We start from the raw sequence: 26,135 nt of genomic DNA, 5'->3' as shown, positions 1-26,135 counted from the left end.
CGCGTTCGTCATCCCCCTTAAAATAAATGATTTTTGCTCAAGATAACTTGATTACATAAGCCGTAGATTGATATCCAGTGTCCTTCATGACCCCTGTTGGAATCAGCAGCTTTTTACCGGAAGGGCTCCAGCGTAGCTGGTCACTTATGCTATTATCGCCCAAGACCGGAGTTTGCTCCCCTGTTTCTGCTTCTGTAATGAAAAAACGGTATTTATCTCCATCCTCAGAAACCGCATAGGCCAGCTTGCTGCCATCCGGCGACCAGCTTGTACCGAACAGTTGCATACCCGTAGCCAATGTGAACAGCTCTTTCCCTTTGGTATCGCAGAGAACCAATGCGTTTTCCCCGGGTTTGGTGTGTTTAACAACCGCCAGCGTGCCGCCATCCGGGGAAGGAAGGACCGCCCAGATGTCTTTTTTCAGGACTTCGGATTGCTTGGTTTCGATATCATAGGCGATCCATTTCCCCATAGCGACATAGTAGATCGTATTTCCCGACGGAGCTACGCTAGAAACACTTCTCTGTCCAGTCTTGACCGCGACTTCACTCTTTCCATTCACATCAGCCCTGATAATGTCCCCTTCCATATTGGGAAAAATAACGTGACCTGTATCCTCCCATACGCCTTCCCCGGCCATAAACTCTGCATCGTACATCTTCACGGAAACGCCGGTTTCAAGATTCATGATGTAGCCTATTCCTGTGGATTCATACAATTGCTGATAAAGCATATGCTTCCTGTCAGGGGACAGCTTTGCAAATCCGTAGCTTTTCTCCCCCTCCAGCAGCGGCGTCTCCCCACTGGAAGCAAGATCATATTGATAGAGGTTATGTGGATAACGTTTTTCTCCCTCAATCATCACGGGGGGCAGCTTCCTGTTCTCTTTATCAACCGCAAGCGTGCCTTCACTCACCCAATCCATCCCGCGAACACCCTCAATCTTAGCAATGCCCTCCAGCTTCAACTTGGTGTATACGGATTCAGTGGTGTTATCCATCACGGTAATCTTTTTGCCGGACTTCTCTACAACCTGCCGCGCCTCCGTGTTCCCCGTAGTACAAGCGGTCAGGGACATAAGAGTCGCCGTGGCGAGCAGTATGAGTCCTGTCTTGCCCAGCTTGCTGTGGATATTTGCGTTCATTGCATGATTCCCCCTAAAGATTTGTACAGCATGGACATGATTGAATTCGATTCGTACAAAACTCGCTGTGGAAGCCTAATCTTGAGTCCTGTGTAGCCTTAGCCTGCTCTAAGCATACCGGAGGAGTATTTCCAAACCACGGCTGCTTGTTTCCAAGTTGTAAACTTTTTGAGTAGCTTTGATGCAGAGTACAGACCTATTAAGTGGCTGGAAAAGACAGCTCGAAGACCGAACCTTCACCTTCCGTCTCCAGTAGCGTAATGCTTCCATTCTGCTTCTCAACCAGATTGCGAACCAGTGACAGTCCCAGTCCCGTGCCGCCCGATTGCCTGGATCGATCGCGGTTGACCGTGTAGAAAGGCTCGAAAATCCTCTCTCTGGCTTCCTCAGGAATGCCTATGCCGGAATCACGGATCGTGATCCTTACCCGGTTGTCCCTAAGCTCGCTGTGAACATGAATAGTTCCTTGAGGAACATTGTATTTGATCGCATTATCCAGCAAATTAATAAAAATATGCATAAAGCTCTCTTTATCAATCCAGATGTGGGCTGGCTCCGCATCGCAGGAAATAGTGATTCCGAAGCGCTCTGCCTTGCCACTCATACGTGCACAAACATCCCGCAGCCCCTCTGCAACCTCCAACAGCTCGGCCTGTGACTCAAAATCATATTTTTCCAGCGCCGACACCTGTAGCACCTTCTCCACCATTTCATATAGCCGCTGAGTTTCCTTGGCGATGCTGGCCTTGGCTTCCAACAGCAGCTTGGGATCATCGTCGTAAATATTCAGCAGATCCACGTAAGCTTTAATGGAGGTCAACGGTGTCTTGAATTCATGGCTAATGTTGCCGATATATTGCTTCTGCTGCTGCTCCAGCGCTTGGAGCTTGTGGATAGCCAGTTGCAGCTTCCGTTGCTCTTCATCTTTGGCAGCAATACTCTGCTCAATCTCCTTGCTCATAAAGTAGATGCCCTCGGCCAACTCGCCCAGCTCATCCTTTCGCCTAACCGGAGGAGCCTGGATATATTCGGCGCGGCGGATATCCTCTGCCGCCTTTTTCAACCGTCCAATAGCTGCGGCTGCCCGGTTAAAATACAAATATCCGATGATGAAGCTTAGTAAAAGTACCGCAATCCCTGTAGTCAGGAACAAATTCTGGAGGGTTCGCAGAAAACTCTGCGAGCTTTTGAGTGAATATTGCAACTGAACTACCCCCATTTGTTCCTCCGGCCCTTGGAGCGGCGCCAGATACAGGAGTGTGTCCCCCACAACCTCATATGCTATTTTATTGTGCAACGCATAGGCCAGGGCAGCATTCACTTCACTTTGCTGGTCTACCACTGGAGGGTCTTGAATAGAGGTGCCTACCTGGAGCCCCTGCGCATCATAAAGCGTGACTCCCAGTCCGGTAAATCCGGCCAGCTCCGTAGCCAGTCCCCGGCCCCGCTGCCTCATAAATATCTGCGGCTCCATCCGCGTTCCTGTATAATAAGTCTGCTTCACCCGCAGATTAACCGTTTTGACGTGCTGGGCCAGATAAACCTCGGTTTGAGTCAGCTGGTTCTTTTCCACCCCTTGAAGAACAAAATAGCTTAGCACACCTAGAGCAAGAATAAGCAGTACAGCCAGAAACAAGCTGAATTTCAACTTGATGCTAATTCTCATGGATAATCACCGCTCATCTTTTCTTTATTTGTCTCCTTTTATCTCACTCAAAATCCTGGAATTTACATTCAACCCTGAAAATTGAAATAGTACTTCCTTTTCATCCAAAGCCTTACTTTTTGCTATTTTCAAATAGAGCTTGGGCTGGTCTCGAAATGCTCTCGCACTTCCAATAGAGTACGCCTTCTTGAGATAATCATGCGCCTCTAACGTTTTGCCTTGAAGAAGGAGCGTTTCAGCCATCAGGATATAAGGGTTGGTATCCACAATGCGATATCCAGTGATCTCCATATCAACAATCTCTTCATTTAAAAGCTCTGCGGAACGCTGAGTTTGACCGTTATAATTGAGAATTTGAACGTATTGATGCAAGGTTAAGCTTGTAATTCCCCATTTATGCTTAGGTTCAGGTATCAGGTCCCAAGCCTTTTGTGCTTTTTCCTCAGCCATTTTGCTGTCTAATGGGAGTATACCAGCGGCTTCCTCTCCAAGCTCCCAAATAGCCTCCTCCAACTGCAAATCGAAGTCATGATACATCCGAATATTCATCGGTTTACCTCCAATAGATCATTTCATTCTCAACATAAATCAATACCCCCTCCGTTTTCATCTACTTCTTTTGGTTATGGTTCAATGCAACGACAATTGTGATGACTAATCCGATCAGCGTCACCAGCAATGTACCAAACATTATCATTAATGTCAGCGCCTCTTTAACCTCCACAGGCGTCACCTCCTTTGCAGGAGACGAACCGACCGCCCATCTAAGCCAATAGAATGGTTAAAAACATGATAGCACACGATATTAGTAGCCTGAAACCAAGTCTCTGGCTTCAGCTTCTGCCTTTTCAATAGCTTCGGCTAAAGTCATTTCAGGTTTCACTTGTTTGTACTGAATGGCTTTGCTATATGTATCCCCTGCCTCGCTCCACTCCCAATATGTATAAACATCCACAGACTCCAGAAAGTAGACCGATAACGCCTATACAGGGTTTACAGCATATAAATCCATGAACTTCTGGTTTGAAAGCTGATCGCGCTTAAGAAATTCATTTCTCATATTGTATAATAGATTCAATACATCTTCGTCATTCACATTCACGATGCGATTCACAAATGCATTGCGTCTTTCCACGTTATTCAATATGATTTGGATAGCGTTGCGTATACGCCAAGCCTCTGGGCCAATATTGAGCATATGAATTAAATCGTTCGTAGTCAGGTCAGGGTAAAATGGGGCTGGTTGAATTATTCGTGTCCACACTCCATCGTTCCCATGCTCAAACACTTGAATCGCATCAGTAACATTCACCCCAATGGTCTGCCATTGGTGGTTGAGGGCATCTGTAATGTGATAGTAGTGCAGCCCGGCTTCTTCGTTTTCTTCTGTTTGCTCCCAAACCTGTCCCATACGAACAATGGTTTTGATGGCTTGTTTGTTGGCTTTAATGTTTAGCATCATGGTATCATCCCCCAATTCTATTTTTGGAAAAATGGCAATAGCAAAGCCAAGGATATGTTGTGCATCCCTTTGGTAAGGTATCAGTATTAAAACTTTTTGATCGTTTAACGATCATATACAAACACAGTATAGCATATGAACGTTTAGTGTGCAATAATTTACATGCAGTCTTTGGAGGTTTTTTAATGGATAATAAGGATTGGGTCTTATACTGTAAACTAGGAGAAATAATTGAAAAGCACGATGTGTCTGTATTGAAGTTATCTGAGGATATTAACCATAGAAGAACAACGATTATGGATTTAATGCATAATAAGGACATGGAGAACAAGCGTATACCTGCCTCTCTTATCACTAAATTGTGTGTCTATTTCGATATCACTCCTAACGATTTATTTGAAATTCGTAAGCTCTAAATAAAACGGGGACCCGTAAAATATAGACTCTGAAAAGAGTTATTTTTACGGGTCCCACGTTTACTTCCTCTGCATTCGATTTGAACATTTTTATTTCAGCATTTTGCATCATTCGATTCCCAACGCTCGAAAGTACAATAGATAGACGAACTAAACCGTTTCGATCTATAGATTGCTGATTTGAAATCGCTCTTGGGATTGTTGCAAAATGCTTATTTTTATGATGATTGATAAAAAAGCCAGAAGCGTAAACATCATTCCGCTCCAGATAAGCTGGTGTATTCCCAAGTGTGATTAGACTGATCCATTAAAGGAAGCAGCGGCAGACCAAGACTTGATAAATAAAGTCTTAGACTGCCGCTGTTGTCATTCAACTAACGTCCCCCGATAGCTTAACATCGGTATCAGTCGTGGTGAGTTCACAAACTAATTCTTCAAATGAATCAATTTTTTTGATGGGTAACTTGCAAACGAAATATAGATGCATATTATAGGTTGTCAACAAAATTCAAATAATTTTCAGTGCTTTTTTCCACAGTTTCTTCAGATCGATCATATTCCTCACCATAAAATGCAAAGAACGAACGATAATCTGCATCGCAATATAGGAATGTCATTTTAAATGGAACCAGTATTTGTTCAAGCGTATATTGATATCTTCCGTTTTCGTGATAATCTAGCTTTTCGATTCCTGCAGATACACCTAAAGCAACTTTACGATTCTTGAATTTATCTCCTCCATTTGAACCAAAAGCCCATCCATAAGTTAAAACATCGTCAAACCATTTTTTTAGGAGAGGCGGACAATTAAACCAATATATAGGGAACTGCAAAACAAGATTACCATGAGATTCAACCAATTTTTGTTCCTTTACCACGTCGATGTTTCCATCAGGGTAAACTTTAGACAACTCGTGAACAGTATACTTTTCTGGATATTTTTTCAGTTCTTCTACCCACCGCTTATTAATGACGGATGTTTCCATGCTGGGATGCGCTACAATAACAAGAGTTTTCAAAGATTTGTCCTCCTTAAGTATTATTTATATCTTGATAATAAAATGAACGCTAGAAATATGAAAGTATGCACTTTTAGTACAGATACTTACATAAAGGTAAGTGTTTTTTACTGGTTCCACACTTTTTATCACCAGAGAATTAACATAGAGGATTCCGCCACGCTATCCTGCCCGTTAGCTTAACGCAGTACCGGCAGTCTAACACTTTATTTTCTCAGTCTACATCTTTATTTTCCGAATCTAATACTTAATTTACTTTGAACACTAAAGCCAAAATAATAATAAGCAAAGAGTTATCCTGTTTCATAATTAAAAGTAAGTCTCCATCATATTTATATATACAGATTCATAGATATATTTTACGAAAAAAACCTCCTTTCTGTCTATAGTTCCTTTTGAATGTACTCGGCAAATTCCTGTATTGTCTTTTCGTTCCGACGATAGTACGTCCACTTCCCAATTCGCTCAGACTCCAACAAACCAGCTTTTTGCATCGTTAATAAATAACTTGAGATAACAGACTGTGCAAGTTCTGCTTTAGCCTGAATATCCCCCACACATACACCAATTCGAAAATTAAGCCCTTGCTTTAAATAAGCCTGTTCATCAAAAAATTCCTCTGGATTTTTTAACCACAGCATAATTAGACGACGTGTCTCATTAGACAAAGCTTTATAAATCAATAACGGTTCCATACAGAACATTATATCTACTTTATTAGATTTGTAAATATAAAATCCAGATAGCTTTGCAGAAGAAATGAATTAAAACTGCCACTGTTTATATAAAAATTGGCTGTTTCCCCCACGGAAAATCCGCTCGGAAACAGCCTTTTTGCGTACCACTTCAACTACACTGACTTACTACGATTGGAGCGATACATCAAGTACAGGAAATATGGCGCACCGATCAGAGCGATCAGCAGGCCGGAAGGAATCTCCGTCGGCGCAAGCACCGTCCGTCCAATCGTATCTGCCAACACCAGCATCACCGCTCCCAAGATGCTCGACAAGACAATCGAACGGCGCACATGGTGCCCGATCAATGTGCGCACGATATGCGGAGCAATCAGCCCGATGAAGCCAATCGTACCCACGCAGGCTACTGCTCCTCCCGCCAACAGCACACCCACTGCCATCGCCAGCAACCGGGTGCGACGCACCGGAAGCCCCAGTCCCATGGCGCTGCTATCGTCAAATACCAGAAGATCGAAACGGCGAGCTAGCCACCAGGCTACTGGCAACAACACGAGCAGAAAGGCCAGAATCGTCGTCACCTGCGCCCAGCTTCGAGCGTAGGTACTACCGGTCAGCCAAATATAGCCCGTACTGCCCCACAGCGAGCCTTGGATAATTAGCACCTGAATTCCGGCTGCTCCGATCGCTGATACGGCGATGCCGAGTAATATGACAACAGACGGATTCAGATGTTTTTTCCAGGATAGAAAGAAGATCACCGCCGCCGAAACTGCCGCCCCGGCGATCGCCGCGACTGGCAACACATAAACAGGCAGCCCAGGCCAGACGATGATTACTGCAAGCGCGCCGAATCCCGCCCCAGAAGAAACTCCGATGATCGAGGCATCCGCCAATGGATTGCGAACGGCTAGTTGGATCAAGACACCACTGACCGCAAGCGCGATACCAGCCCCGGCCGCCACCAGCGTGCGTGGAATTCTAAACTGAAGCAAAGCCGAATTCGCGCTCTCACCGCCGAACAGGCCAGACAGTAGATCGCCCACCGGAATGCGCATTCCTCCAAACATCAGGCTGAATACGGTTAGCAGCACGGCCCCACACGCGAGCAATGTGACCAGCCTGCCATACGGTAATTTCCGAGAGCGAACACCTATATTCATTGAAGACTGTCCGCCGATGCCGGAAGGCAGTTTCATCCTCCACAGGATCAGCCAAATTAACCAAGGGGCCCCGATCAATGCCATTACTGCTCCGGTCGGCAGATCCATGCTTGATTGGTGGACCATTTTCGCCAGCACGTCAGCGCCCGTCAATAAAAGTGCCCCCCACAAGAAGGAACCAGGCAGCACCCAGCGATGCATTTTCAGGCCGCTTAAGCGCACCAAATGCGGAGCCACTAAACCTACAAACCCGATGGGTCCAATGACACTGACTGTAATGGTCGACAGCAAGACCGCCAATACAATTCCCACCGCCCGGGTCAAGCCCACCTTTTGCCCGAGGGACGTGGATGTGGATTCATCCAGATCCAGCACATCGAATTGCCTCGACAGTAAAACCGCGAGAACCGAGAGTCCTACAACCCAGGGCCAAGCATAAGTAGTACCACTCCAATCGTTTTGCACAAGCGAACCGGAACCCCATAGAAACAATCCCTGCGTTTCAAAGGAGTAAAAAATATGTAATGCTCCGGTAAACGAACCGAGCACCATAGACACAATGAGGCCAGCAAGCGCCAGCCGGATCGGACTGCCAGCTCGCCCACCGCCCATGAAGTAAGCAAGCACCGCTGCCAGCAGGCCGCCGATGGCGGCAAACAGAAACGGAGCCTGATGCAGCAATGCGGGGAACATCACCGCGCCAAGCACAACCACAAAGTAGGCACCAGCGTTGATTCCGAGCGTATCAGAAGCCGCCAACGGATTTTTGGTGATAGCCTGTAGCAACGCACCGGCAATAGCCAGCGCACCGCCAGCCAAGATTCCAATGACCGTACGCGGCATCCGCAGATCCCAAACCATATTGTGCTCAAGCGTATTCTGACGCTGGGTCAACGCCTCGATTACCGTATGCAACGGGATCGGCGCCTCTCCGTAGCACAAGCTTACAAAAAAAAGCGCAATAAGGACGGCCAAGCCGCCCCCAAAAATGCTTCCTACACGCCAAGCCTTCGACAAATTCGTTCTGTCTGCTCGGGTCATTTCGTCAGGACTCCAACCACCTGATCAACCAACACTTTGGATGAGATTGGGCCCCCGAACGTCCACGTTGTTCCGTCCAGTGGATAGGTCCGTTTTTCTTTGACAAAATCCAGTTCTTTCCAGACTGAATTGTTCTTCATCGCGGCTCCAAATACATCGTCCGTCTTCTGCGTAATGTAGATAAAATGGCTGTCCTGTACCGCCGGAAGAGCTTCGATGCCAACAGTGCTGAATCCATATTTCTCGGTTTTGTCCGACTTCCAGTCGTTTACCATACCGAGTTTCGCAAGCGTCCCAACTACAAGCGAGTTATCCTTGAACATCCGTAGGCTGGCAGCATTTTGAACTGTGAAAGCCTGAGTCAGCGCGTAGTGGAAATTCGCTTTTCCCGCTTTTTCCAATGTAGACTTTGCCTCATTATAATGTTGGTCAAGTTCGCTTAGGACTTTATCCGCCTGCTCCGTTTTTCCAGTAGCCATAGCGATCTGCTTAAAGATCTCGACCATGCGGTCGTAATCATAACCGTTTCCTTTGTAAGGATCATATTCTATCGTTGGTGCGATTCCCTTAAGCTGTGCGTAAATCGCTGCATTATTGTCTGCGTTAGAGATAATAAGGTCCGGCTTGAGCGCCGCGATCGCTTCCAAATTCGGTTCGCCCCGTGTACCGATATCAGTGACCGAATCAGCCAGTTTCGCCTCCGGCGTTACCCACAGCTTATAGTCTTCGTTGTCCGCATTACCAACAGGCTGCACACCCAGCGCGATCAGATCTTCGGTAAACGTCCATTCCAGGACAACGACACGTTCCGCTGGCTTGTCCAGCTTGACTTCCCCGTGATCGTCTTTAACCGTAACCGGCCCAGCCGCTTTGCTGGTCTGCTCAGACCCGGAAGTGGCTCCTGGCTTCGAGCTATCTCCTACTGATCCGCAACCCGCCAATACAATAGCAAAAACCGTAAACAATAATAGGCCATTCAACATCTTTTTCATTTCTCTCATTCACCCCTGCATATATATGTCTCATTAGAAAATGATAATCATTATCAGTAAAAGAGTATAGGGGTTGATGGTTTTTGTCAACAAAGATTGTACTAAAGAAAAGTACTATGTCGCATTGGAAAGCTCCATCTGCCCGCTACCCGGAATTCCAAATTGAATCGCAAACGGGTTCCGTATATGATAGCTTTATCATTGTTTTTAAGGGAGGCTTCATTTACGTGGCAGTATTAATCAACGAGCAAATAAAAGCTTCCGAGGTCATGCTCACTGGACTCAACGGTGAGAAGATCGGTATCGTCTCGAGAGAGGAAGCCTTGGCTATGGCCCGATCCAAAGGAATGGATCTGGTCTGTACATCACTGATGAGCAGTCCTCCGCCATGTAGCCTAGTAGCTAAGGGCAAGGGAAAAGCGCTCGCGCAGAAGGAAACCGGAACACGCAAGGTGAGCGGTGGCAACATGCCTGGAAAGAGCAGTAAGGAAAAGGTCAAGGAGCTTCGCTTCACTGCTCATATCGAGGAACATGATTACGATACAAAGCTGCGCCAAGCAGACAAACATCTGCGCTCCGGCAAGCCGGTGCAGTTGGTCGTGAAATCGTCCGGCGCGAAGGAAGCGGCTGCCGCCAAAGCGGTGTTAGAGCGACTATTGGTCGATCTGAAAGAAGCCGGAATGAAGGAAACCGGAATCCAGACAGGCGGCAAGGGCTCACAGGTGAAATTAAATCCGCGTTGAGTAAATCAGTATCGTTTCTTTATTCGGCGAACCCCATCTCAAAGCAAAAACAGGCTGTTTACACAGAATGAAGAGGGGGGCCGTTTCGGCCCCCTTCTTTCTATTGATAACCGTTTATCTATACCTTCAATAACCCCTTCCACCTTCCTCATCAAAATCATAGTGATAACCATACAGCAGGGTCCCTGTTTTCCACACACTCAATTATCGAAAAATTTAACTTGCTGGTGACGTTACGTCACCAAGTATACTAACCTAGTTGGTTATACTGGAAAATCAATGCATGGGAAGGAGGGAGAACCTGTTGAGCAAAGGAGATTATTTATCGACTGGGCAGCTTGCCAAAAGTACAGGTATGACACTCCGAACTTTGCGATATTACGATCAGATTGGACTATTGACCCCGGAAGACCATCATTCTGGCTCTGCTCGCAAGTATACGGTGAAGGAACTGAAACGACTGCAGCGGATTCAGACGTTGAAGTATGTCGGGCTATCTCTTCAAGAAATTAAAGACATCTTAAACGCAGAGTTGATATCCGATGGGGACATCAGACTTTCGTTGGAAGCACAGCTCGATATTCTCCAGAAGAAGATCGCTCATACGGAACATATCGTCCATGCTATTCGAAAAGCTTTGGAAAAGTTGGCTGATGGAGCCGATTTGGATCGCTTCGCGGAGCTTATACAAGCCGTACAGAAGGAAGAGAATTGGGGGGATCAATATCGGACGGCCACCCGTTTGCAAGCACGGATCAATCTTTACGACAAGTTCAGTACGAATCCTCAAGGCTGGCATCGTTGGGTTTTTGATCAGCTGGAGGTGACACCGGAAGCCCATATTCTCGAGTTGGGTTGCGGTGACGGGACCTTTTGGTTAAGAAATGCCGAACGAATTCCCAATAGCTGGCGCATTACGCTTACCGATATCTCCAGCGGAATGGTGGAGGAAGCACGTTGCCGCTTAGGAAGCAGCAATGCAATGTTTAAATTTTTGTCGGCTGACGCCCAGCAGCTCCCTTTTCACGATGAGCAATTCGATGTAGTGCTTGCTAACAATATGCTTTATCACGTCTCGGACATCCCCAGAGCGATCGAGGAAATGCACCGTGTTCTAAAGCCAGGTGGACTAGTTTGCACGTCGACGATGAGTACGCAACACCTTCAGGAGCTTGAGGACTTGGCGGCTTCCTTCGACCCCGATCTTCGCGTATTAGACCAAGCGATTCATCGGTTCCACCTAGGTAACGGAATGGACTTGCTGTCTTCATGCTTTTCTAATCTTCTGTTGCTCCATTACGACGACCGCCTGATGGTAGACGAAGCGGAACCCCTGATCGATTATATGATTTCGACTCCGATGAATGCAAGGGAACGACTTGTAGGAAAGGCCATCGATATGTTTCGTATCCATGTCAACCAAAACCTGAAGCAGACTGGTGTCCTTCAACTGACGAAAGAAAATGGAATATTTCTAGGGAGGAAATGAACATGAAAGCAACGGGGCAACAACCAAGAATACGGATCGTCAAAGAGGAGCTTTTATCGGATAACTGGTACATCTTAAAGAAAGTCACGTTCGAGTATGAAAAAAACAGTGGTCAATGGGAGACACAATCCCGTGAAGTGTACGACCGCGGCAACGGAGCAACAATCCTTCTCTATAATCGAAAAAAACAAACCGTAGTATTGACCAGACAGTTCCGAATGCCAACCTACCAGAACGGTAATGAGACGGGAATGCTTATCGAAACCTGTGCAGGTCTGCTCGATAAAGAGACACCGGAGGAAAGTATCCTGCGGGAAACGGAGGAAGAGACAGGGTACCGTGTGGACTGTGTACAAAAGGTTGGTGAGGCCTACATGTCGCCCGGATCGGTTACCGAAATCCTGTACTTTTTTGTAGCAGAGTATAACGAAGATATGGCAACAGGACTGGGTGGTGGACTCGAGGATGATCAAGAAAACATTGAAGTGGTAGAGCTTCCTTTTATTCAGGCGCTCAATTTGGTCAAAAGCGGAGAAATTCGTGATGCCAAGACGATTTTGCTGCTCCAATACGCTCAAATCCATGGTCTTTTAAAGGAAAAAACAAATTCGTTGCATATTCTTATAGCGGGACCTTATCGTTCCGGAACGTCAGATGATCCCGTGCTGATCGAGAAAAATGTTCAGTTCATGAATGAAATTGCTCTTCAAGTTTATGAAACTGGGCATTTACCGGTTCTAGGGGAGTGGTATGCATTGCCCCTAATCGCCACAGCTGGTTCCACTTCTTTGGGAGATGAGGTTTTCAACCGCATTTTCCATCCGTCCTCCATTCGCCTGCTAGATCACTGCGATGCAGTGCTTCGAATTGGAGGGCCCTCGCAGGGTGCTGATGAAATGGTAAAGGTCGCAAGAGAGAAGCAACTGCTTATTTTCGAACATCTTGAGGATCTCCCACCAGTAACCCAGCCCTAGACTTAGTCCATCTATTGCTAAACCTAAATCACTCTGAACACTTTACATGCTCCAACACTTACCATTCAAATGAGCTTGCCGTTATTTATGCTAGGGTTCCACCGAGCTATCTATAACGGCAAGTGAAAAAGAGCATCCCGACAGAATGCCCCTTCCCTGAAATCACTCATCAGCGCAGATGAAGCCGCTAACGGAGTCTTATGTTATCCACTTTTCTCCACTTTCCATACATATTACCATTAAGTTCCTTTAGAACATGTTTTCTGAATGTAAAGAGACGGTATAGATTTTGAAATGTATTTACAAATAACTACATTAATTCCTTACTATTTTGTTGTCTTCGCTTAAACCGAAAAAATCAAAAGGAAATATTTAAAATTCAAACTGCTTGATTTCGCTCTCACTCTCGTTTATTCTCTGTATATGTATAGTACAAGTTGGTATTTTCATCAATTGGTGATCACTTGCAGGACTTCACAAAACTTTATCCGACGGGGTCCTTGTGTATCTTCGTTCAACCATGCACCTCCTCATTTTTCGTCTGGGATATTGTATACAGTATTTTCGCGTTTGTGTAGGTGAATAAATGTGAACACACCATTGATATACAGTTTATACAGGACCTATTTTTGTTAATCTCCATAACAGAGCCTAAGGTACTATGACAGATTACGTTTTAATGATATATTGATAGGTACTATAAAAGACTAATTACCCAGGGCTTGGGCTGGAGGATGTATGAAAAAAGAATCAAATCAAGATGAAACCAGTTATTTATTTAATGTAGATGTATTAGTTAAAGGTCGTTCCAATGTAGAGGCCCTTCATTTCCTGCTTAACCTCTTGACTCAACATGAACAAATTGCAGATAGTCGGGTTCAGTCCGGTATTGAGCTTGGTAATTTGATTGAGGCTGCATTACACTTAAAAAAACAATCAGCCGCTAACGGCTCGTCTGATGCTGCTACTGCGCTAGCAGAGAAGTTTTCCAAAAAGAAATCTAATGTCGCTCCTACGAACAAGCCACCTGTCGCTCAAGAGATCAAACAATCCCACATACAGCCGAAGCCTGCACCACAACAAGAACTTAGCACCTATGATTGGATCAAACGCTATATACATGATAATACGCTTGTACGGCTAATCGTAAATCGCTATGGCGGACAACGAAGCATCCCATGTCGCATCCTTAATTTGGATCATGAGAATAACTTACTGAGTGTGTACCATGTAGATGAGAAGCAAGTATACTCCTTTAAAATGAATGAAATCGATGAAATCACATCGTAAATGTAAAGCCCTTACAACATGAAATAAACACGCAAAAAGAGAACCGCCGGAAAAACGTTATGTCTTTCCAAGCGATTCTCTTTTTTGTGATATGACCTGGAAAGTTAAATTAATCCTCTTTCTTCAAACTCCAGGCAGCTAATGCCAGCAAAAGCCAACCTGCGATAAAACACACGCCCCCCAGCGGGGTAATAGCACCTAGCACACGAATCCCGGTCAAGCTCAGCACATACAAGCTGCCGGAAAACAAAATGATTCCCGTAAACAGCAGTCGCGCTGCCCATTTTAAACGAGTCGACGCTCCCCACTGTCCCGCAGCCAATGCAATGATCAGCAAACCGACAGCGTGAATCATATGATATTTCACACCAGTTTCATACACGGCCAAAGCGTCTGCGTCGATCCGTGTTTTCACAATATGAGCCCCAAACGCTCCAATAGCTACCGCCAGCAGCATCATTATAGATCCTACAATTATCCATCTGCGTTGCATGTTTGTGTACCCCTTTTCATCTCATCCTCTAATCCAAGCTATCTCCTTATTTTATCGAATCCATATGAAGTTTGCCAGCCACTCCATTTAAATTTAAACCCTACAGAATTCCATGATTAAACCCTGTCTTTTGGAGGGTAATGTGTAAGGTCCCTTGCTTTTTTGTTCATTTTGTGGAAAATTAGTACCTGTTCGGATAATGTTCAAGGAGTTGAAAAGATGAGTAACCAAGATCCTAATCTGCAAAAGCCTGTTGCGTCTGAGGAGCATCCTGTTTTTTCAGAAGCTCCCGTCTTCCAGCCTCCAGTCAAGCTCAAGCATTCCGGTCCCGGTATTGCTTCTTTTATTATGTCGCTCGTCAGCCTGATCGGGTATATCATTCTGGCTGTTATGGTCATTAATCTGTTGGCTCATTTCAGCCAATACCAAACCCTGGACCCGGAAGTTGTTCTGCAACAAACCGGAACCGTCCTGCTTCCTTTTGTATTTTTAGGCAGTCTGTTATTGAATTGCGCCGGGCTTGTGGTCGGCATTATTGGAATTGCGTTGAAGAACCGTAAGAAAGGATTTGCCATTGCAGGGTTAATCATTAATGCGTTCATTATTTTGGGCTTCATTGCACTTCTGGCCATGGGTCTTGCCGTTCCGAGTAACACAGCGGATATCTATCCTTCCTCTGTGCAATCCTTATAATTTCTCCGCATCACACAGAGAGGATTCAATGTATGAACAAAATCAAAATTTTTGCGGACAGTACCAGTGATATTCCAGTCCAATGGCGCGAACAGTACGAGATTGGCATTGTACCATTGTATACGGTGTTTGGGGATGAATCATTAAGGGATGGTGTGGATATCCAGCCAGAACAGTTATTTCAGCGCGTAAGTCGTGAGGGACATTTGCCACGAACCGCCGCACCTTCTCCATCGGACTTTATTCAAGCCTTTGCTCCCTACATAGAACAAGGGGACGACATTTTATATATCAGTCTGTCTTCCGAGCTGTCCTCAACCTATCAAAATGCGCTGCTCGCTGCTTCCGAGTTCCCGAAAGGCCGTGTTACCGTCTTTGATTCCCTGAATCTGTCGTGCGGCTTTGGCATGCTCGTGATGAAGGCCGCACGCGCCGCAGCCAACAACAGTACAATGGAACAGATTGTGGACATGTTGACGAGAACCCGCCCCCTGATAGACACGGAATTCGTGATTGATACGCTCGAGTATCTGTACAAGGGCGGAAGATGCTCAGGGATGCAAAATCTGATCGGTAGTCTGCTCAAAATTCGTCCGGTGATCAAAGTAATAGACGGAAAAATGACACCTGCGTACAAAGTCCGCGGCAAACGTGAAAAGGCGCTGGATCAGATGCTGCAAAATGCCCTGAACCAGCGGGGACATATGGATAACGATATCATTATTGTCGTACATGCTTTGGCTGAGGAAGATGCGCTGATGCTGCAAGCCCGTTTACAGGAAGAGACGGGAGCGCAAGAGGTGCTGCTGGCAACAGCCGGATGTGTCATTTCCAGTCATTGTGGTCCACAGACGATTGGTATAATGTATGCCAAAAAAGAATAGTTTCGATTGTGAAGCTCCTTGCCTCTACAGGTAAGGGCTTTTTTGTGTTTTCCAACAATTTAGCAATGAATAACTTTACTATTTTTGATAGTATTAATCGTCATGTGACGAACGATTCGTCTGACAATCTATCATAAAAAAAGAAGGTTATAGTGAATGAGCCCCATACGATCACGCTTGCTAACCAAACTTACTCTGTTGGCGACTGCCGTCATGACGATAATAACTACATCCGCTTCATGTTTAACCGTTCCCGCAGCCGCAGTCGGTGTGGCGTTTCAGGATATATCAGACAGCTATGCTTATCAATCGATCACCTCACTGCACGCCAAAGGAATTTTGGCAGGTACACGACCTGGCTACTTTTCTCCCAAAAAGGCGGTTACGAGAGCCGAATGGGTTACCGCGCTGGATCGCACACTCGGTCTGGAACCTGTACAAGCATCGGTCTCCTCCTATCGGGATGTATCCAAACAAGCCTGGTATTACGGATGGATTGAAGCAGCCTCCCAGCTTGACGTGGTGCAGGGAGGGACATCCGCCACGTTTCAACCCAACAGCCCTGTAACCCGGCAAGAAGCAGCCTTGATGATCGCACGCCTCATACGCTCGACGGGATCAGGAGAAGCGGTTTCCACTTTTACAGACGCCAACAAGATTGCAGATTGGGCTGTTGAAGCTGTAACCACCGTGAACCGTTATGGCTTTATGAACGGGGAAGACAACCAATTTCGCCCCACGTCTTCCCTGACCCGCGAAGAAACAGCAGCACTTCTGGAACGGCTACTGACGTATTCAACACAGCATGCCTCCAAAACAGCGTCCACGGCATCTTCCATCCGACTAGGCTGGCAATATGATCAGAGCGTTCAACAGTTTGAAAGCTCCGTGCTTCAATCTAACATCAACACCCTATCACCACGCTGGTTTTTTCTAAACGAAACGGGTAATATTAGTGATCTTACAAACACCTCGCTCCTCACCTGGTCCAAACAGCATCAAAAAAAAGTCTGGGCGATGGTAGGCAACCGTTCGAATCTAACGATGACGCACCAAATCCTGTCCAGTGAAGTTTTACGGAACAAAACCATAACTCAGCTTGCGAATGCCGTATCTACACATCATCTGGATGGGCTTGTGATTGATTTTGAAAATGTAGATGGTCAGGATCGTACCCAGCTCACGCTGTTCATCCAACAATTAAAAGCCAAGTTAAAAAGCCTGAATGCTGTGCTGGCGATCTGTGTATCTCCTGATTACGGTACAGACTGGACAGCCGCCTTTGATTATAAGCAACTTGGCGCTGCGGCAGACTATTTGATTCTGATGGGATATGACGAACATTGGGGAGGCAGCTCGACCCCCGGCTCCGTATCCTCATTACCTTGGCTTCGTGAAAGCGTACGGCGCTTTCTACTAACCACCGACCCGGATAAAGCGATATTGGCATTGCCTTTATTCACACGGAACTGGACTCTCAATGCCAGTGGTCAATCGGTCGCTTCGTCTGATATTTCACTGATTGAGCAAAATCAGCTTGTATCCCGTTCCACCTCCAAACCGATCTGGCATGATGATATTCAGCAGTATACGGTTTCCTACAGGGATACTCAGCTTCATAAGCTATGGTTGGAGGAAGGGCGATCCTTCATCCGTAAATACCGTTTGGGACAGGACAAAGGGGTTGCAGGCTTCGCCTACTGGTATGCAGGCGGGGCAAGCTCTGATCTATGGTCCAGTGTGAAAAATGCAGACCGTTTCGCACAGCGTGGTTTGTAAAAACAAAAAAACCTTCAACTCCACTATTAGCGTGAGGTTGGAGGTTTTTTGCATACATATTATCGTCCACCTATGCCTGATATGCAACGATTCCGTTCACAACCGTCATACGTGCTTTAACGTCAAGCAAAGCCTGAGGGCGCTCCGATAAATCCCGGTCAATAACCGTAAAATCAGCGGCTTTCCCTACAGCCATCGAACCCCGTTCATCCGCTTCTCCCGCAGCAACTGCACTTCCGAAGGTAAACAGATGAATAGCTTCGTGAATGTCCAGCTTTTCATCTGGAAGATAACCCTCATGCGTCTCTTCCGGCTTGGTGCGGGTCACAGCGGCATGCATACCGAGAAAAGGGTCCAACGGCTCAATAGGCGCGTCACTGCCGCCAGCACATGGAATACCTGCGTCCAGCAGCTTCTTCCAGGCATACAAATATTCGGTACGTCCCTCGCCAACCCGATCCAGCACCCACGGGAAATCACTTGCTACAAAACGCGGCTGGATGTCCGCAATCAGCGGCAGCTTCGCCATTCTCTTGACCAAATCGGCAGTCAGCACCTGTCCATGGATCAGACGATCCGGCAAGCCACTTTCCTCCGTTAGCGCATGGGCTTCCATCGCTGTCAAAATCATATGCGCCGCCCCATCCCCTATCGCATGTACAGCGACCGGAAAACCTGCGGCTCTGACAGCCGCCACCATCTGGTTCAGCTCTGGCTGCGGTTGAATCGCCATGCCACTGGTATGTGGAGCATCGCTATAGGGCGCAGACAATAGCGCAGTTCTTCCACCAATCGCACCATCGGCAAACATTTTTACCGCACCGATTTTAAACCACTCATTTCCGTTACCAGCACGCAGCCCTTTCGCTTTCACTTCCTCCATGAACGGATGATAGATGAGCTGATGCGTGCGAAAAGCAATGCCTTCCTCCCTCAGCTCCCTGTAAATCCGCTGCATGGTGTCCACGCTGCCCAGAAAACGCAAATCCTCCGTGTGTGCAGCCGTCAGGCCGAGTCGTAGTGCATCCAGACAAGCTCGGCGGATTGCATCTTTTTTAACCGAATAATCCGGCTCTGGCTGAACACTTGTAAAGGCAGTGGACGCTTCCTCATAAATCAATCCGTTCAACTGTCCATCCGCATTTCTTCCGTAGGCTCCCGAAGCGGGATCAGGAGTGTTCTCGCCAATACCTGCACGCCGATACGCTTCTGAATTCGCCAGAAACGTATGAAAGCATGTACGAGTCAAATATACCGGGTGCTGATCCGTAATGGCATCCAGCTCTGAGATGGTCGGAATCTCAACAGGAATAAACGCATTTTCGTTCCAGTTCAGCCCTAAAATCCATTCTCCCGGCGGTGTGAGCGCAACCCGTTTGCGCAGCATATCAAGCATCTCATCCTTCGAGGTAGCCGACGTAAAATCCAGCATCGCCAGCTTCATGCCATGCATGGACAAATGCATATGTGAATCGGCCAAGCCCGGCAACACATAAGCGTCCTCCCAATCCACCGTGTCATATTCCTTACCCGACAATTGCAATTCAAGCTCCCGCGCTTGTCCAATGGCCTGTATGATGCCATTTTGTACAATGATTGAATTTCCCTTGGCAGCCCATTCCCCATACAGCTTGCCATGCTTGAACAATGTTAGCGTCAACGCAGCTCATCTCCCTTTTTTCAACTAGACTACTTGTTCCGCCATTTTTTTAGCTTCATATCACGCCTGTGCTGCCGATTCCAGGCATAGTGTATGTATATCTAGCTGCTGCACCAGATGCGCAAAGCGGTCATGCATTGCACAGACAGCCATTTTATAGTGTTCATCGATCTCATACTGTTTAAAATGACAATACTCGGTGGTAAAGCCTTCCGTCGTAAAACCGATCAACGGACGCTCACTTAAATCGAATGAAAATGACTTTAGCGGCAGCGTTAATCCCTGCCCTTCGGCCTTCACAAAGCTTTCCTTGAGCGTCCACAGATCGTAAAAATAGGATAAGCGGCTCTCCGCCTCCTGACGCATCAACGTATCATACTCCGTGTCTGAAAAGCACACCCTTCCCACCTCAAAATCAATAGGACGAAGCTGTTCAATGTCGATTCCGAGCGAATGATCATCCACGGCGCATACCACCCATTTTCCCGAGTGAGAAACATTAAAATGGAATGCGGGTGCATTCAACAAGGAAGGCTTGCCGAAAGCATTATATGTAAATTGAAGACTGGAGTTGGAAACCTTCAATTGCCGACAGGCCAACCACCTTAACAACACATCGGCGTATAAGCCCCTTAAAGCATCTTCCCGATGTAAAAAACGATCCAGCTTCTGTCGCTTTTCAGTCGAAACCCGGTTTAGCAGTGACTCGTAATGACCGACTGCCTCCGACTTGCTCATGTCAATCGCGTATATTTCCATGGTTGGCCCCCTATGACGTAATAAATATCAGCCCATTCATAACTTCACCGCTCTATTGGAAATTCATTGAAAGTTTATCGTCTGCGGTGTACATGGTCAATATACTACTCTAGCACTTTCAATTCAATATGGATACAATTGGGATAGAACCCTCTTGTTGCTCACATCGCATCATCAGACAGGTGATAGGCATTAGCATAGATAGCTATTCAGTACAAATCATTTTTGTAAGCGCTTTAAAAACATACAGAGGAGGACGAAACAATGAAATATGATTTTGCCGTCTTACTGTGTATTATGCTCGCTGTTTTGCTGTCGTTGAGCATTTTCCAGATGTTTTCACCGAAGATTGCTTCAGCGGCCCCAGCGAATGTTGTGAATGGCATTCAGTTTAAAGATACAGCTGGAAACGTGGTTCATGCTCATGGGGGCGGTATGATTAAGGTAGACGGTTACTACTACTGGTTTGGTGAAAATCGCAACCCCAACGGCACGTTCAAGGCTGTATCCGCCTACCGTTCCTCTGATTTAAAAAACTGGGAGTTCCGCAAAAACGTGCTAACTAGCAGTTCCGCAGTAGAGCTGAATGTTTCGAATATTGAACGTCCAAAAGTCATTTACAATGAGAAAACACGCAAATACGTATTGTGGATGCACAAGGAAAATGGAGTTAATTACAACGAAGCCCAGGTGGCAGTTGCCTCTTCCGATACTGTGGACGGCGATTACACCTATCAGGGCAGCTTCCGTCCTCTGGATTACGATTCACGGGATATGACTGTGTACAACGACAATGGTACGGCTTACCTGGTTTCTGCTACCCGTGTGAATGCCGATTTGAACATTTATCGTCTGACACCGGATTTCCTGCAAGTAGAATCGCTGGTGACCACGCTCTGGCCGGGACAATATCGTGAAGCTCCGGCGATGTTCAAAAAAGGAGACGTCTACTTCCTGATCACATCCGGGGCAACAGGCTGGAACCCCAACCAGGCCAAATATGCTACGGCATCCAGCATTGAGGGAACGTGGAGCAACACGATTAACTTTGGAGACAGTACGACCTACGGTTCACAATCGGCCTACGTCATTCCGGTAGAAGGTACCCAAACGACCTCGTACCTGTATTTGGGGGACCGCTGGGCGGGAGCATGGAGCGGGCCTGTGCAGGATTCACAATATGTATGGCTACCGCTGCGTTTTCCAACCGGGACTTCCCTGGCTATGGACTGGTTCGACAGTATGAACATCGACACCGCCAGCGGTGTGGTTCAAGGTGTAACCACGCCAATCGTCATTGACCCGGACGGATACTATCAGTTGGTAAGCCGCAAGAGCAACAAGCCGCTGAATGTAATTGACGGTGCAACAACAGACGGCGCGGATCTGGAGCAGCGTGCAAATTCAGGAGCACCCAGCCAGCAATGGCAGCTCAAGGATGCGGGCGGCGGATATTACAAAATCGTCAACCGCAACAGTGGCAAGCTGATCGGCGTTGAAAACGGAGCGACGACGGACGGTGCGGTCATCGAGCAATGGAGCGACGGAGGCTGGTCTAGCCAGCAATGGCAACTGGTTTCTGTAACCGGAGGTTATTACAAACTGAAAAACCGGGCAACGGGCAAACTGATCGACATTTCCGAAGGCACTACCGCCGATGGTGCCAAAGCGATTCAATGGGGGGATAACGGCGGAACGAATCAGCATTTTCGTGTAGTGAAAGTAGATTAGTTCGTTCAACGTCGAACGTACATCATCATCGTCATTGAAGCAGTAGCTTCCTTCAAGTGATTCAGTTATTTCCAAAAAGCCGTCTTCCCAGCAGATCACTGCTAACGGAAGAACGGCTTCTTTTTGCGGGAAAATGATAGTTGAACCTGTATCTGGGCTATCCCTTGTCCAGATCGGCTTGAAGCACGTCTGCCTTCCCCTTCGCGATATCCACAGTCCACAGCATCAGTATACCGATAGCGAAAAAGGCAAACAGCGATAAAATACCCCAGCGCGAGGAACCGGTTAGCTGACCGACCAAGCCAAAGATAAACGGGCCGAAAATGGATGAAAACTTGCCCGTAATGTTCACGAAACCAAAAAATTCACCCGTCCGGCTGGCTGGCATCAGATCGCTGAATAAAGACCGGGAAATGGACTGACTGCTCCCCTGTACCAGACCGACCATAGCCGCCAGCACATAAAAATGTAGCGCCTGAGTCATGAAAAATCCAAGAATGACGATCAGCATGTAAATCCCGAGCGAGAACATGAGCATCCGGCGCGATCCCCAGCAGCAGCGTACAGGGAAAGCCAATAAATTGGGTTATCAACAGCGCCGCAATCAGATCCGTCGTGCCAATCCCAATCCCCGTTCCGTAAATAGCAGCCATTAATATAATCGTATTAATCCCGTCATTGAAAAACCAAAAAGATAGCAGCAATTTAAGCAATTGTGGAAAACGCCGAATTTGGCGCATCGTGCCCTGAATCCGCCGAAATCCGGCCTTCCAGTAAGCAGTTTGGAATAAAAGGCTGCCTGTTTGCCTTTCTTGGTCTTGTCTTTCCCCTTCACCGCTCCAGTGCCGCTGGCGACCTTGAAGCAATAAAGGCAAAGAAAACACCAACCACCATACCGCTACCGAAACAAACGCAAGACGTGTTCCCTCCAGTGTGTTTCCTAATCCGAACCATTGAGGCTTTTGGATCATCAGCATGTTGACCGCCAACAAGATCCCTCCACCAATGTAGCCATAAGCGTAGCCTTTGGCCGATACAGTTTCCCGCTTACCGGAAGGCACCAGATCGGGGAGCATCGCATCATAAAAGGTATTGCCGCCCGCAAATCCGATGGTCGACAAGACCAGCAGCGCGGAAGCCAGCAGCCAGTCTCCTTCTCCTACCAGGCTAAAGCCCAATGTGGCGACGATGCCAGTCCCCGTAAAAATTCGCAGGAAAGACAGCTTGCTGCCTGTCAGATCGGCAACTGCCCCGAGCACAGGGGACAATAACGCTACACATAACATACCGATTGCATGTGTGTACCCCAGATAGGAGGATGCGGTTGTCGCATCCAGCGTCGAAGCTGCAACAGAGCTGTAGAAAATAGGCAGCACTGCTGCCAGTATCGTCGTTGCATAGCCTGAATTGGCCCAATCGTAAGTAATCCACGCACGCACTGCTTTTCGATTCACATCGCTCCCGCCCTTTACATTGAACTCATCTCAGGACCATTGTCATTTATTGTATCAGTAATCCATGACACAAGGTCGCGATGTTTGTAAACCTGCGGTGCTCTGGCAACCCACATGACAGGACGTTACAGTTCCCACGGATAATCTGTCGTCAGGAAGCTCGCCAGTTGCTTGCTTTCCTCCCTGCGCTGACGTCGTATCGCTGCACGTGACGGCGCGGTCTGGTGCAGTTGTAATTCCTCTTCTGTCTCTGGAATGACCTGCGGCACGATCACTTTACGGTTGTTCTCGTCCAGCGCCACAAAGGTCAGGAAGGCGGTGGCTGCGATTTTCCGGTCGCCAGTCATCAGTCCTTCGCGGATGACCTTCACGAAGACCTCCATAGAGCTACGGCCTGTCCAGGTTACAAACGCCTCCAGCGTAACGGAATCGCTCGGATGGATGGGCAGCAAAAAATCCACCGAATCCGTAGATGCCGTGACCGTATTCGTGCGGCATAGCTTGGAGGCTGCGATAGACGCAATATCGTCGATATACGACATCAATCGGCCTCCGAAGAGCGTGTTATGATTGTTGATATCGTTGGGAAATACACGGGACGTCTTGAAGCAGTAGGTTTCTCGGATGTACTTGCTTTCCATGGGTTCTCTTCCTCTCTTTTCCTCGTAGCTATCTTTTTATATAGTGGTGGAAGCCTGTTTTAGACTGTGCTAATCATCCCACTAATCCGCATAATAAATCAATACATAAAAATCCGCATCCTCATCCGACTCATTACGGTACGTATGAAGGTCAGTTACTTGAAATTGCACAGCATCCCCTGCGCTCAGTTTAAGCTGTTGTCCCTGCATTTCAAAGTACATTTCCCCACGGATCATGAGTATCGATTCTTCTCCCAGATGCTTCTCTGCCTGATGTGTAAAGCCCGGCTTCAGACTTACCGTGAACACCTCAAACTTCTTTTCCGAATGATACGGGAAGATAGGGTAAACAAAATAGTTGCCGTTCTCATCAATCACCGGATACAGGTCTTCCCTGCTGATTTTAGTGATTTGCGGGGAGTCCTCTTTGAGGAATGTGGAAAAGGACACATGCAAACCGTCGGCAATTTTCCAAAGTGTGGTAACCGTAGGATTGGATTTTCCCTTCTCAATCTGGGCCAGCATTCCTTTGCTGACCCCTGTCAGTTCAGCCACTTTATCCAGACTAAGTCCTCTAGTCTTCCTGATTTGAGCCAAATTTGAGCCGATAATATACTGCATTGAATCCACAGACCCTGCCTCCTCGTATCCAAAAAGTCTATACAAGAAGAATACACAAAAGTGTCGGCTGTAATTAGTTTTGTCATTAATACAACCTATAAACGCCACTTTCTGTACTATGAAAATGACACTTTCTGTATTATCATTTGTCACTTCTTATATAGACTGTATTGTAAAATGTCATTTGTTAATTTTGCGACTTAACGGAAACTTACGTGTCTAAAATTGAGGTCAAATCCTTAATTGGCAACCACCTACACTAAAAAATAAAAAAATTCACTCGGGAGAGATCCATTCGAAAATAATCTACACATAAGTCTTAACAGACCTTTTGCTATCTGCACAAACTCATTATCTTATCCAATATAAAAAAGTGTCAAATTGAAAAATCAATTTGACACTTTTTCTACACGTCGTGAATTACCAGAGTAATCCCTGTGGTTAATTAAACTATATTTATCATTTGAAGGTTCGTGCCTTGCCTTTTGTAAAGTTGTATTTTTTACACTGATTAAACAAGAACGATGTATCACCCAATAGGTGTTCCATCAGGTAGTTTAATATCTGGTTTCAACAGAACCACATCCCCTTTTTCGGGTATTCCTCCAAGGACTAATACCTCTGAATTAAAGCCTGCTATCCGTCGAGGAGGAAAGTTGACTATACCTATTATTTGTTCTCCTATAATATCTTCAGCCACATATCTTTTTGTAATTTGTGCACTTGATGTTTTTATTCCGATATCTTGTCCAAAATCAATCTCAAGTTTAATAGCAGGTATTTTTGCTTCTGCAAAAAACTCAGCTTTAATTATTGTTCCAACTCGAATATCCAGTTCCAAAAAATCATCAATCGTTGCCATTTAAACATTCTCCTCATCTATTGTTTTCTCAAATTTCGCGATATACAGTTACAAATTTTAATATTTTGCAACTGTATACTTTAAAGATTTTGCCCAAAAATACATCCCCATACCGAATAAAGTTATCATTCCACCTATGAATTGAAATACAGAGATTATTTCTCCCAAGAATAAGTAAGCGAGAATTATGGCGAGAACAGGTTCTCCAATAATGCCCACTGAAACAGTAGTTGCACCCATTGATTTCAACAACAGATTAAAAATATATTGTCCAAAAATAGTTGGGATTACTGCAAGTAAAAAGAAATACATCCAATCCGACGAGTCATATTCGATCAAGGAATAATTATTCAACAAATTGTAGATTAACATGACGCTGCCACCCAGAAAAAAAACAATAACACTATATAAATTTGCATCTATTTTGTGACTTACTTTCTGTCCTGCCAACATATATGCTGAAA

Annotated in this window: 27 protein-coding genes and 2 pseudogenes; 9 read left to right on the top strand and 20 right to left on the bottom strand. The window is 46.3% G+C overall.

All coding sequences use genetic code 11. The features are described 5' to 3' along the window. Window positions 1–37 precede the first annotated feature (37 nt). The 6 genes from ABIA61_RS24155 to ABIA61_RS24130 form a co-directional block, all read right to left on the bottom strand. On the bottom strand, window positions 38–1,144 hold the full coding sequence (locus ABIA61_RS24155) for a TolB family protein (RefSeq protein WP_283655323.1): 1,107 nt from the start codon (window positions 1,142–1,144) through the stop codon (window positions 38–40). Window positions 1,145–1,343: 199 nt separating this feature from the next. Further along, window positions 1,344–2,810: a sensor histidine kinase gene (locus tag ABIA61_RS24150; protein WP_404581362.1), complete on the bottom strand. Its 1,467-nt coding sequence runs from the start codon at window positions 2,808–2,810 to the stop codon at window positions 1,344–1,346. A gap of 24 nt (window positions 2,811–2,834) precedes the next feature. Further along, window positions 2,835–3,359, bottom strand: a complete 525-nt coding sequence (locus tag ABIA61_RS24145; protein WP_404581361.1) for a hypothetical protein — start codon at window positions 3,357–3,359, stop codon at window positions 2,835–2,837. A 61-nt stretch (window positions 3,360–3,420) separates the two neighbouring features. Continuing rightward, window positions 3,421–3,534 (bottom strand): putative holin-like toxin, encoded by a 114-nt coding sequence (locus ABIA61_RS24140; RefSeq protein ID WP_235332350.1) that lies wholly within the window; start codon window positions 3,532–3,534, stop codon window positions 3,421–3,423. Between the two features lie 81 nt (window positions 3,535–3,615). Continuing rightward, entirely contained in the window at window positions 3,616–3,765 is a 150-nt protein-coding gene (locus ABIA61_RS24135; RefSeq protein WP_404520704.1) for a hypothetical protein, read from the bottom strand. A gap of 27 nt (window positions 3,766–3,792) precedes the next feature. Then, complete coding sequence (locus ABIA61_RS24130) at window positions 3,793–4,272, bottom strand: hypothetical protein (RefSeq protein ID WP_404581360.1); 480 nt, start codon at window positions 4,270–4,272, stop codon at window positions 3,793–3,795. Between the two features lie 185 nt (window positions 4,273–4,457). Here ABIA61_RS24130 and ABIA61_RS24125 point away from each other — a divergent pair, with 185 nt between their 5' ends. After that, window positions 4,458–4,688, top strand: coding sequence for a helix-turn-helix domain-containing protein (locus ABIA61_RS24125; RefSeq protein WP_404581359.1), 231 nt, complete (start codon window positions 4,458–4,460; stop codon window positions 4,686–4,688). A gap of 165 nt (window positions 4,689–4,853) precedes the next feature. On the opposite strand, the pseudogene ABIA61_RS26660 reads toward ABIA61_RS24125, so the two are convergent. From ABIA61_RS26660 to ABIA61_RS24105, 5 genes and pseudogenes are all read right to left on the bottom strand, one after another. After that, window positions 4,854–4,982: pseudogene (locus ABIA61_RS26660) on the bottom strand (MFS transporter); the annotation flags it as partial. Window positions 4,983–5,176: 194 nt separating this feature from the next. Further along, window positions 5,177–5,707 carry an NAD(P)H-dependent oxidoreductase gene (locus tag ABIA61_RS24120; protein ID WP_404581358.1) on the bottom strand — a complete coding sequence of 177 codons (531 nt, stop codon included), beginning with the start codon at window positions 5,705–5,707 and terminating at the stop codon, window positions 5,177–5,179. Between the two features lie 383 nt (window positions 5,708–6,090). Next, complete coding sequence (locus ABIA61_RS24115) at window positions 6,091–6,402, bottom strand: ArsR/SmtB family transcription factor (protein ID WP_404581357.1); 312 nt, start codon at window positions 6,400–6,402, stop codon at window positions 6,091–6,093. 155 nt (window positions 6,403–6,557) lie between these two features. Further along, a complete protein-coding gene (locus tag ABIA61_RS24110; protein ID WP_404581356.1) occupies window positions 6,558–8,606 on the bottom strand; it encodes an iron ABC transporter permease in 2,049 nt (682 codons plus the stop codon). Further along, the gene (locus ABIA61_RS24105) at window positions 8,603–9,598 is read right to left on the bottom strand and encodes an ABC transporter substrate-binding protein (protein WP_404581355.1); all 996 of its coding nucleotides are present in this window, start codon (window positions 9,596–9,598) and stop codon (window positions 8,603–8,605) included. The genes ABIA61_RS24110 and ABIA61_RS24105 overlap by 4 nt, the downstream gene beginning before the upstream one ends. A 227-nt stretch (window positions 9,599–9,825) precedes the next feature. On the opposite strand from ABIA61_RS24105, the gene infC reads away from it, so the two are divergent. From infC to ABIA61_RS24085, 4 genes are all read left to right on the top strand, one after another. Next, entirely contained in the window at window positions 9,826–10,341 is a 516-nt protein-coding gene (gene infC / locus ABIA61_RS24100) for a translation initiation factor IF-3 (protein ID WP_283655315.1), read from the top strand. A 304-nt stretch (window positions 10,342–10,645) separates the two neighbouring features. Further along, window positions 10,646–11,830, top strand: a complete 1,185-nt coding sequence (locus tag ABIA61_RS24095) for a MerR family transcriptional regulator (protein ID WP_283655314.1) — start codon at window positions 10,646–10,648, stop codon at window positions 11,828–11,830. A 2-nt stretch (window positions 11,831–11,832) separates the two neighbouring features. Beyond that, window positions 11,833–12,804 carry a GDP-mannose pyrophosphatase NudK gene (gene nudK / locus ABIA61_RS24090; RefSeq protein ID WP_283655313.1) on the top strand — a complete coding sequence of 324 codons (972 nt, stop codon included), beginning with the start codon at window positions 11,833–11,835 and terminating at the stop codon, window positions 12,802–12,804. Window positions 12,805–13,542: 738 nt separating this feature from the next. Beyond that, the gene (locus ABIA61_RS24085; RefSeq protein WP_283655312.1) at window positions 13,543–14,094 is read left to right on the top strand and encodes a hypothetical protein; all 552 of its coding nucleotides are present in this window, start codon (window positions 13,543–13,545) and stop codon (window positions 14,092–14,094) included. A gap of 109 nt (window positions 14,095–14,203) precedes the next feature. Here ABIA61_RS24085 and ABIA61_RS24080 read toward each other — a convergent pair whose 3' ends face one another. Then, window positions 14,204–14,587: a DUF423 domain-containing protein gene (locus ABIA61_RS24080; RefSeq protein WP_404520707.1), complete on the bottom strand. Its 384-nt coding sequence runs from the start codon at window positions 14,585–14,587 to the stop codon at window positions 14,204–14,206. Window positions 14,588–14,806: 219 nt separating this feature from the next. Here ABIA61_RS24080 and ABIA61_RS24075 point away from each other — a divergent pair, with 219 nt between their 5' ends. The 3 genes from ABIA61_RS24075 (at window position 14,807) to ABIA61_RS24065 (ending at window position 17,943) form a co-directional block, all read left to right on the top strand. After that, a complete protein-coding gene (locus tag ABIA61_RS24075) occupies window positions 14,807–15,280 on the top strand; it encodes a hypothetical protein (RefSeq protein WP_283655310.1) in 474 nt (157 codons plus the stop codon). Between the two features lie 32 nt (window positions 15,281–15,312). Further along, entirely contained in the window at window positions 15,313–16,164 is an 852-nt protein-coding gene (locus ABIA61_RS24070; protein WP_404520708.1) for a DegV family protein, read from the top strand. Between the two features lie 156 nt (window positions 16,165–16,320). Beyond that, window positions 16,321–17,943 carry an S-layer homology domain-containing protein gene (locus ABIA61_RS24065; protein WP_404520709.1) on the top strand — a complete coding sequence of 541 codons (1,623 nt, stop codon included), beginning with the start codon at window positions 16,321–16,323 and terminating at the stop codon, window positions 17,941–17,943. A 70-nt stretch (window positions 17,944–18,013) separates the two neighbouring features. Here ABIA61_RS24065 and ABIA61_RS24060 read toward each other — a convergent pair whose 3' ends face one another. Both ABIA61_RS24060 and ABIA61_RS24055 read right to left on the bottom strand, forming a co-directional pair. After that, on the bottom strand, window positions 18,014–19,603 hold the full coding sequence (locus tag ABIA61_RS24060) for an amidohydrolase (protein ID WP_283655307.1): 1,590 nt from the start codon (window positions 19,601–19,603) through the stop codon (window positions 18,014–18,016). Between the two features lie 60 nt (window positions 19,604–19,663). Then, window positions 19,664–20,362: a 4'-phosphopantetheinyl transferase family protein gene (locus ABIA61_RS24055; protein WP_404581354.1), complete on the bottom strand. Its 699-nt coding sequence runs from the start codon at window positions 20,360–20,362 to the stop codon at window positions 19,664–19,666. A 264-nt stretch (window positions 20,363–20,626) separates the two neighbouring features. Between ABIA61_RS24055 and ABIA61_RS24050 the strand changes: the two genes are divergently transcribed. Further along, entirely contained in the window at window positions 20,627–22,093 is a 1,467-nt protein-coding gene (locus ABIA61_RS24050; RefSeq protein ID WP_283655305.1) for an RICIN domain-containing protein, read from the top strand. Between the two features lie 157 nt (window positions 22,094–22,250). Here the strand turns inward: ABIA61_RS24050 and ABIA61_RS24045 are convergent, their stop codons facing one another. The 6 genes and pseudogenes from ABIA61_RS24045 to ABIA61_RS24020 all read right to left on the bottom strand — a co-directional run. Further along, entirely contained in the window at window positions 22,251–22,604 is a 354-nt protein-coding gene (locus ABIA61_RS24045) for an MFS transporter (protein ID WP_404581353.1), read from the bottom strand. Window positions 22,605–22,710: 106 nt separating this feature from the next. Then, a pseudogene (locus ABIA61_RS24040) lies at window positions 22,711–23,532 on the bottom strand (MFS transporter); the annotation flags it as partial. A 140-nt stretch (window positions 23,533–23,672) separates the two neighbouring features. After that, window positions 23,673–24,188 carry an acyl-CoA thioesterase gene (locus ABIA61_RS24035; RefSeq protein ID WP_014280639.1) on the bottom strand — a complete coding sequence of 172 codons (516 nt, stop codon included), beginning with the start codon at window positions 24,186–24,188 and terminating at the stop codon, window positions 23,673–23,675. 81 nt (window positions 24,189–24,269) lie between these two features. Continuing rightward, a complete protein-coding gene (locus tag ABIA61_RS24030; RefSeq protein WP_283655303.1) occupies window positions 24,270–24,818 on the bottom strand; it encodes a helix-turn-helix domain-containing protein in 549 nt (182 codons plus the stop codon). A 520-nt stretch (window positions 24,819–25,338) separates the two neighbouring features. Beyond that, window positions 25,339–25,671 (bottom strand): chaperone CsaA, encoded by a 333-nt coding sequence (csaA, locus tag ABIA61_RS24025; RefSeq protein ID WP_283655277.1) that lies wholly within the window; start codon window positions 25,669–25,671, stop codon window positions 25,339–25,341. 57 nt (window positions 25,672–25,728) lie between these two features. Then, on the bottom strand, window positions 25,729–26,135 hold a 407-nt coding region (locus tag ABIA61_RS24020; RefSeq protein ID WP_404581352.1), incomplete at its 5' end, for a DMT family transporter.

This window comes from Paenibacillus sp. RC21, from assembly GCF_044907935.1.
Classification (GTDB): domain Bacteria; phylum Bacillota; class Bacilli; order Paenibacillales; family Paenibacillaceae; genus Paenibacillus; species Paenibacillus terrae_A.
The sequence above is the reverse complement of the archived record's forward strand: the minus strand, read 5'-3'. Positions and strand labels throughout refer to the sequence as shown.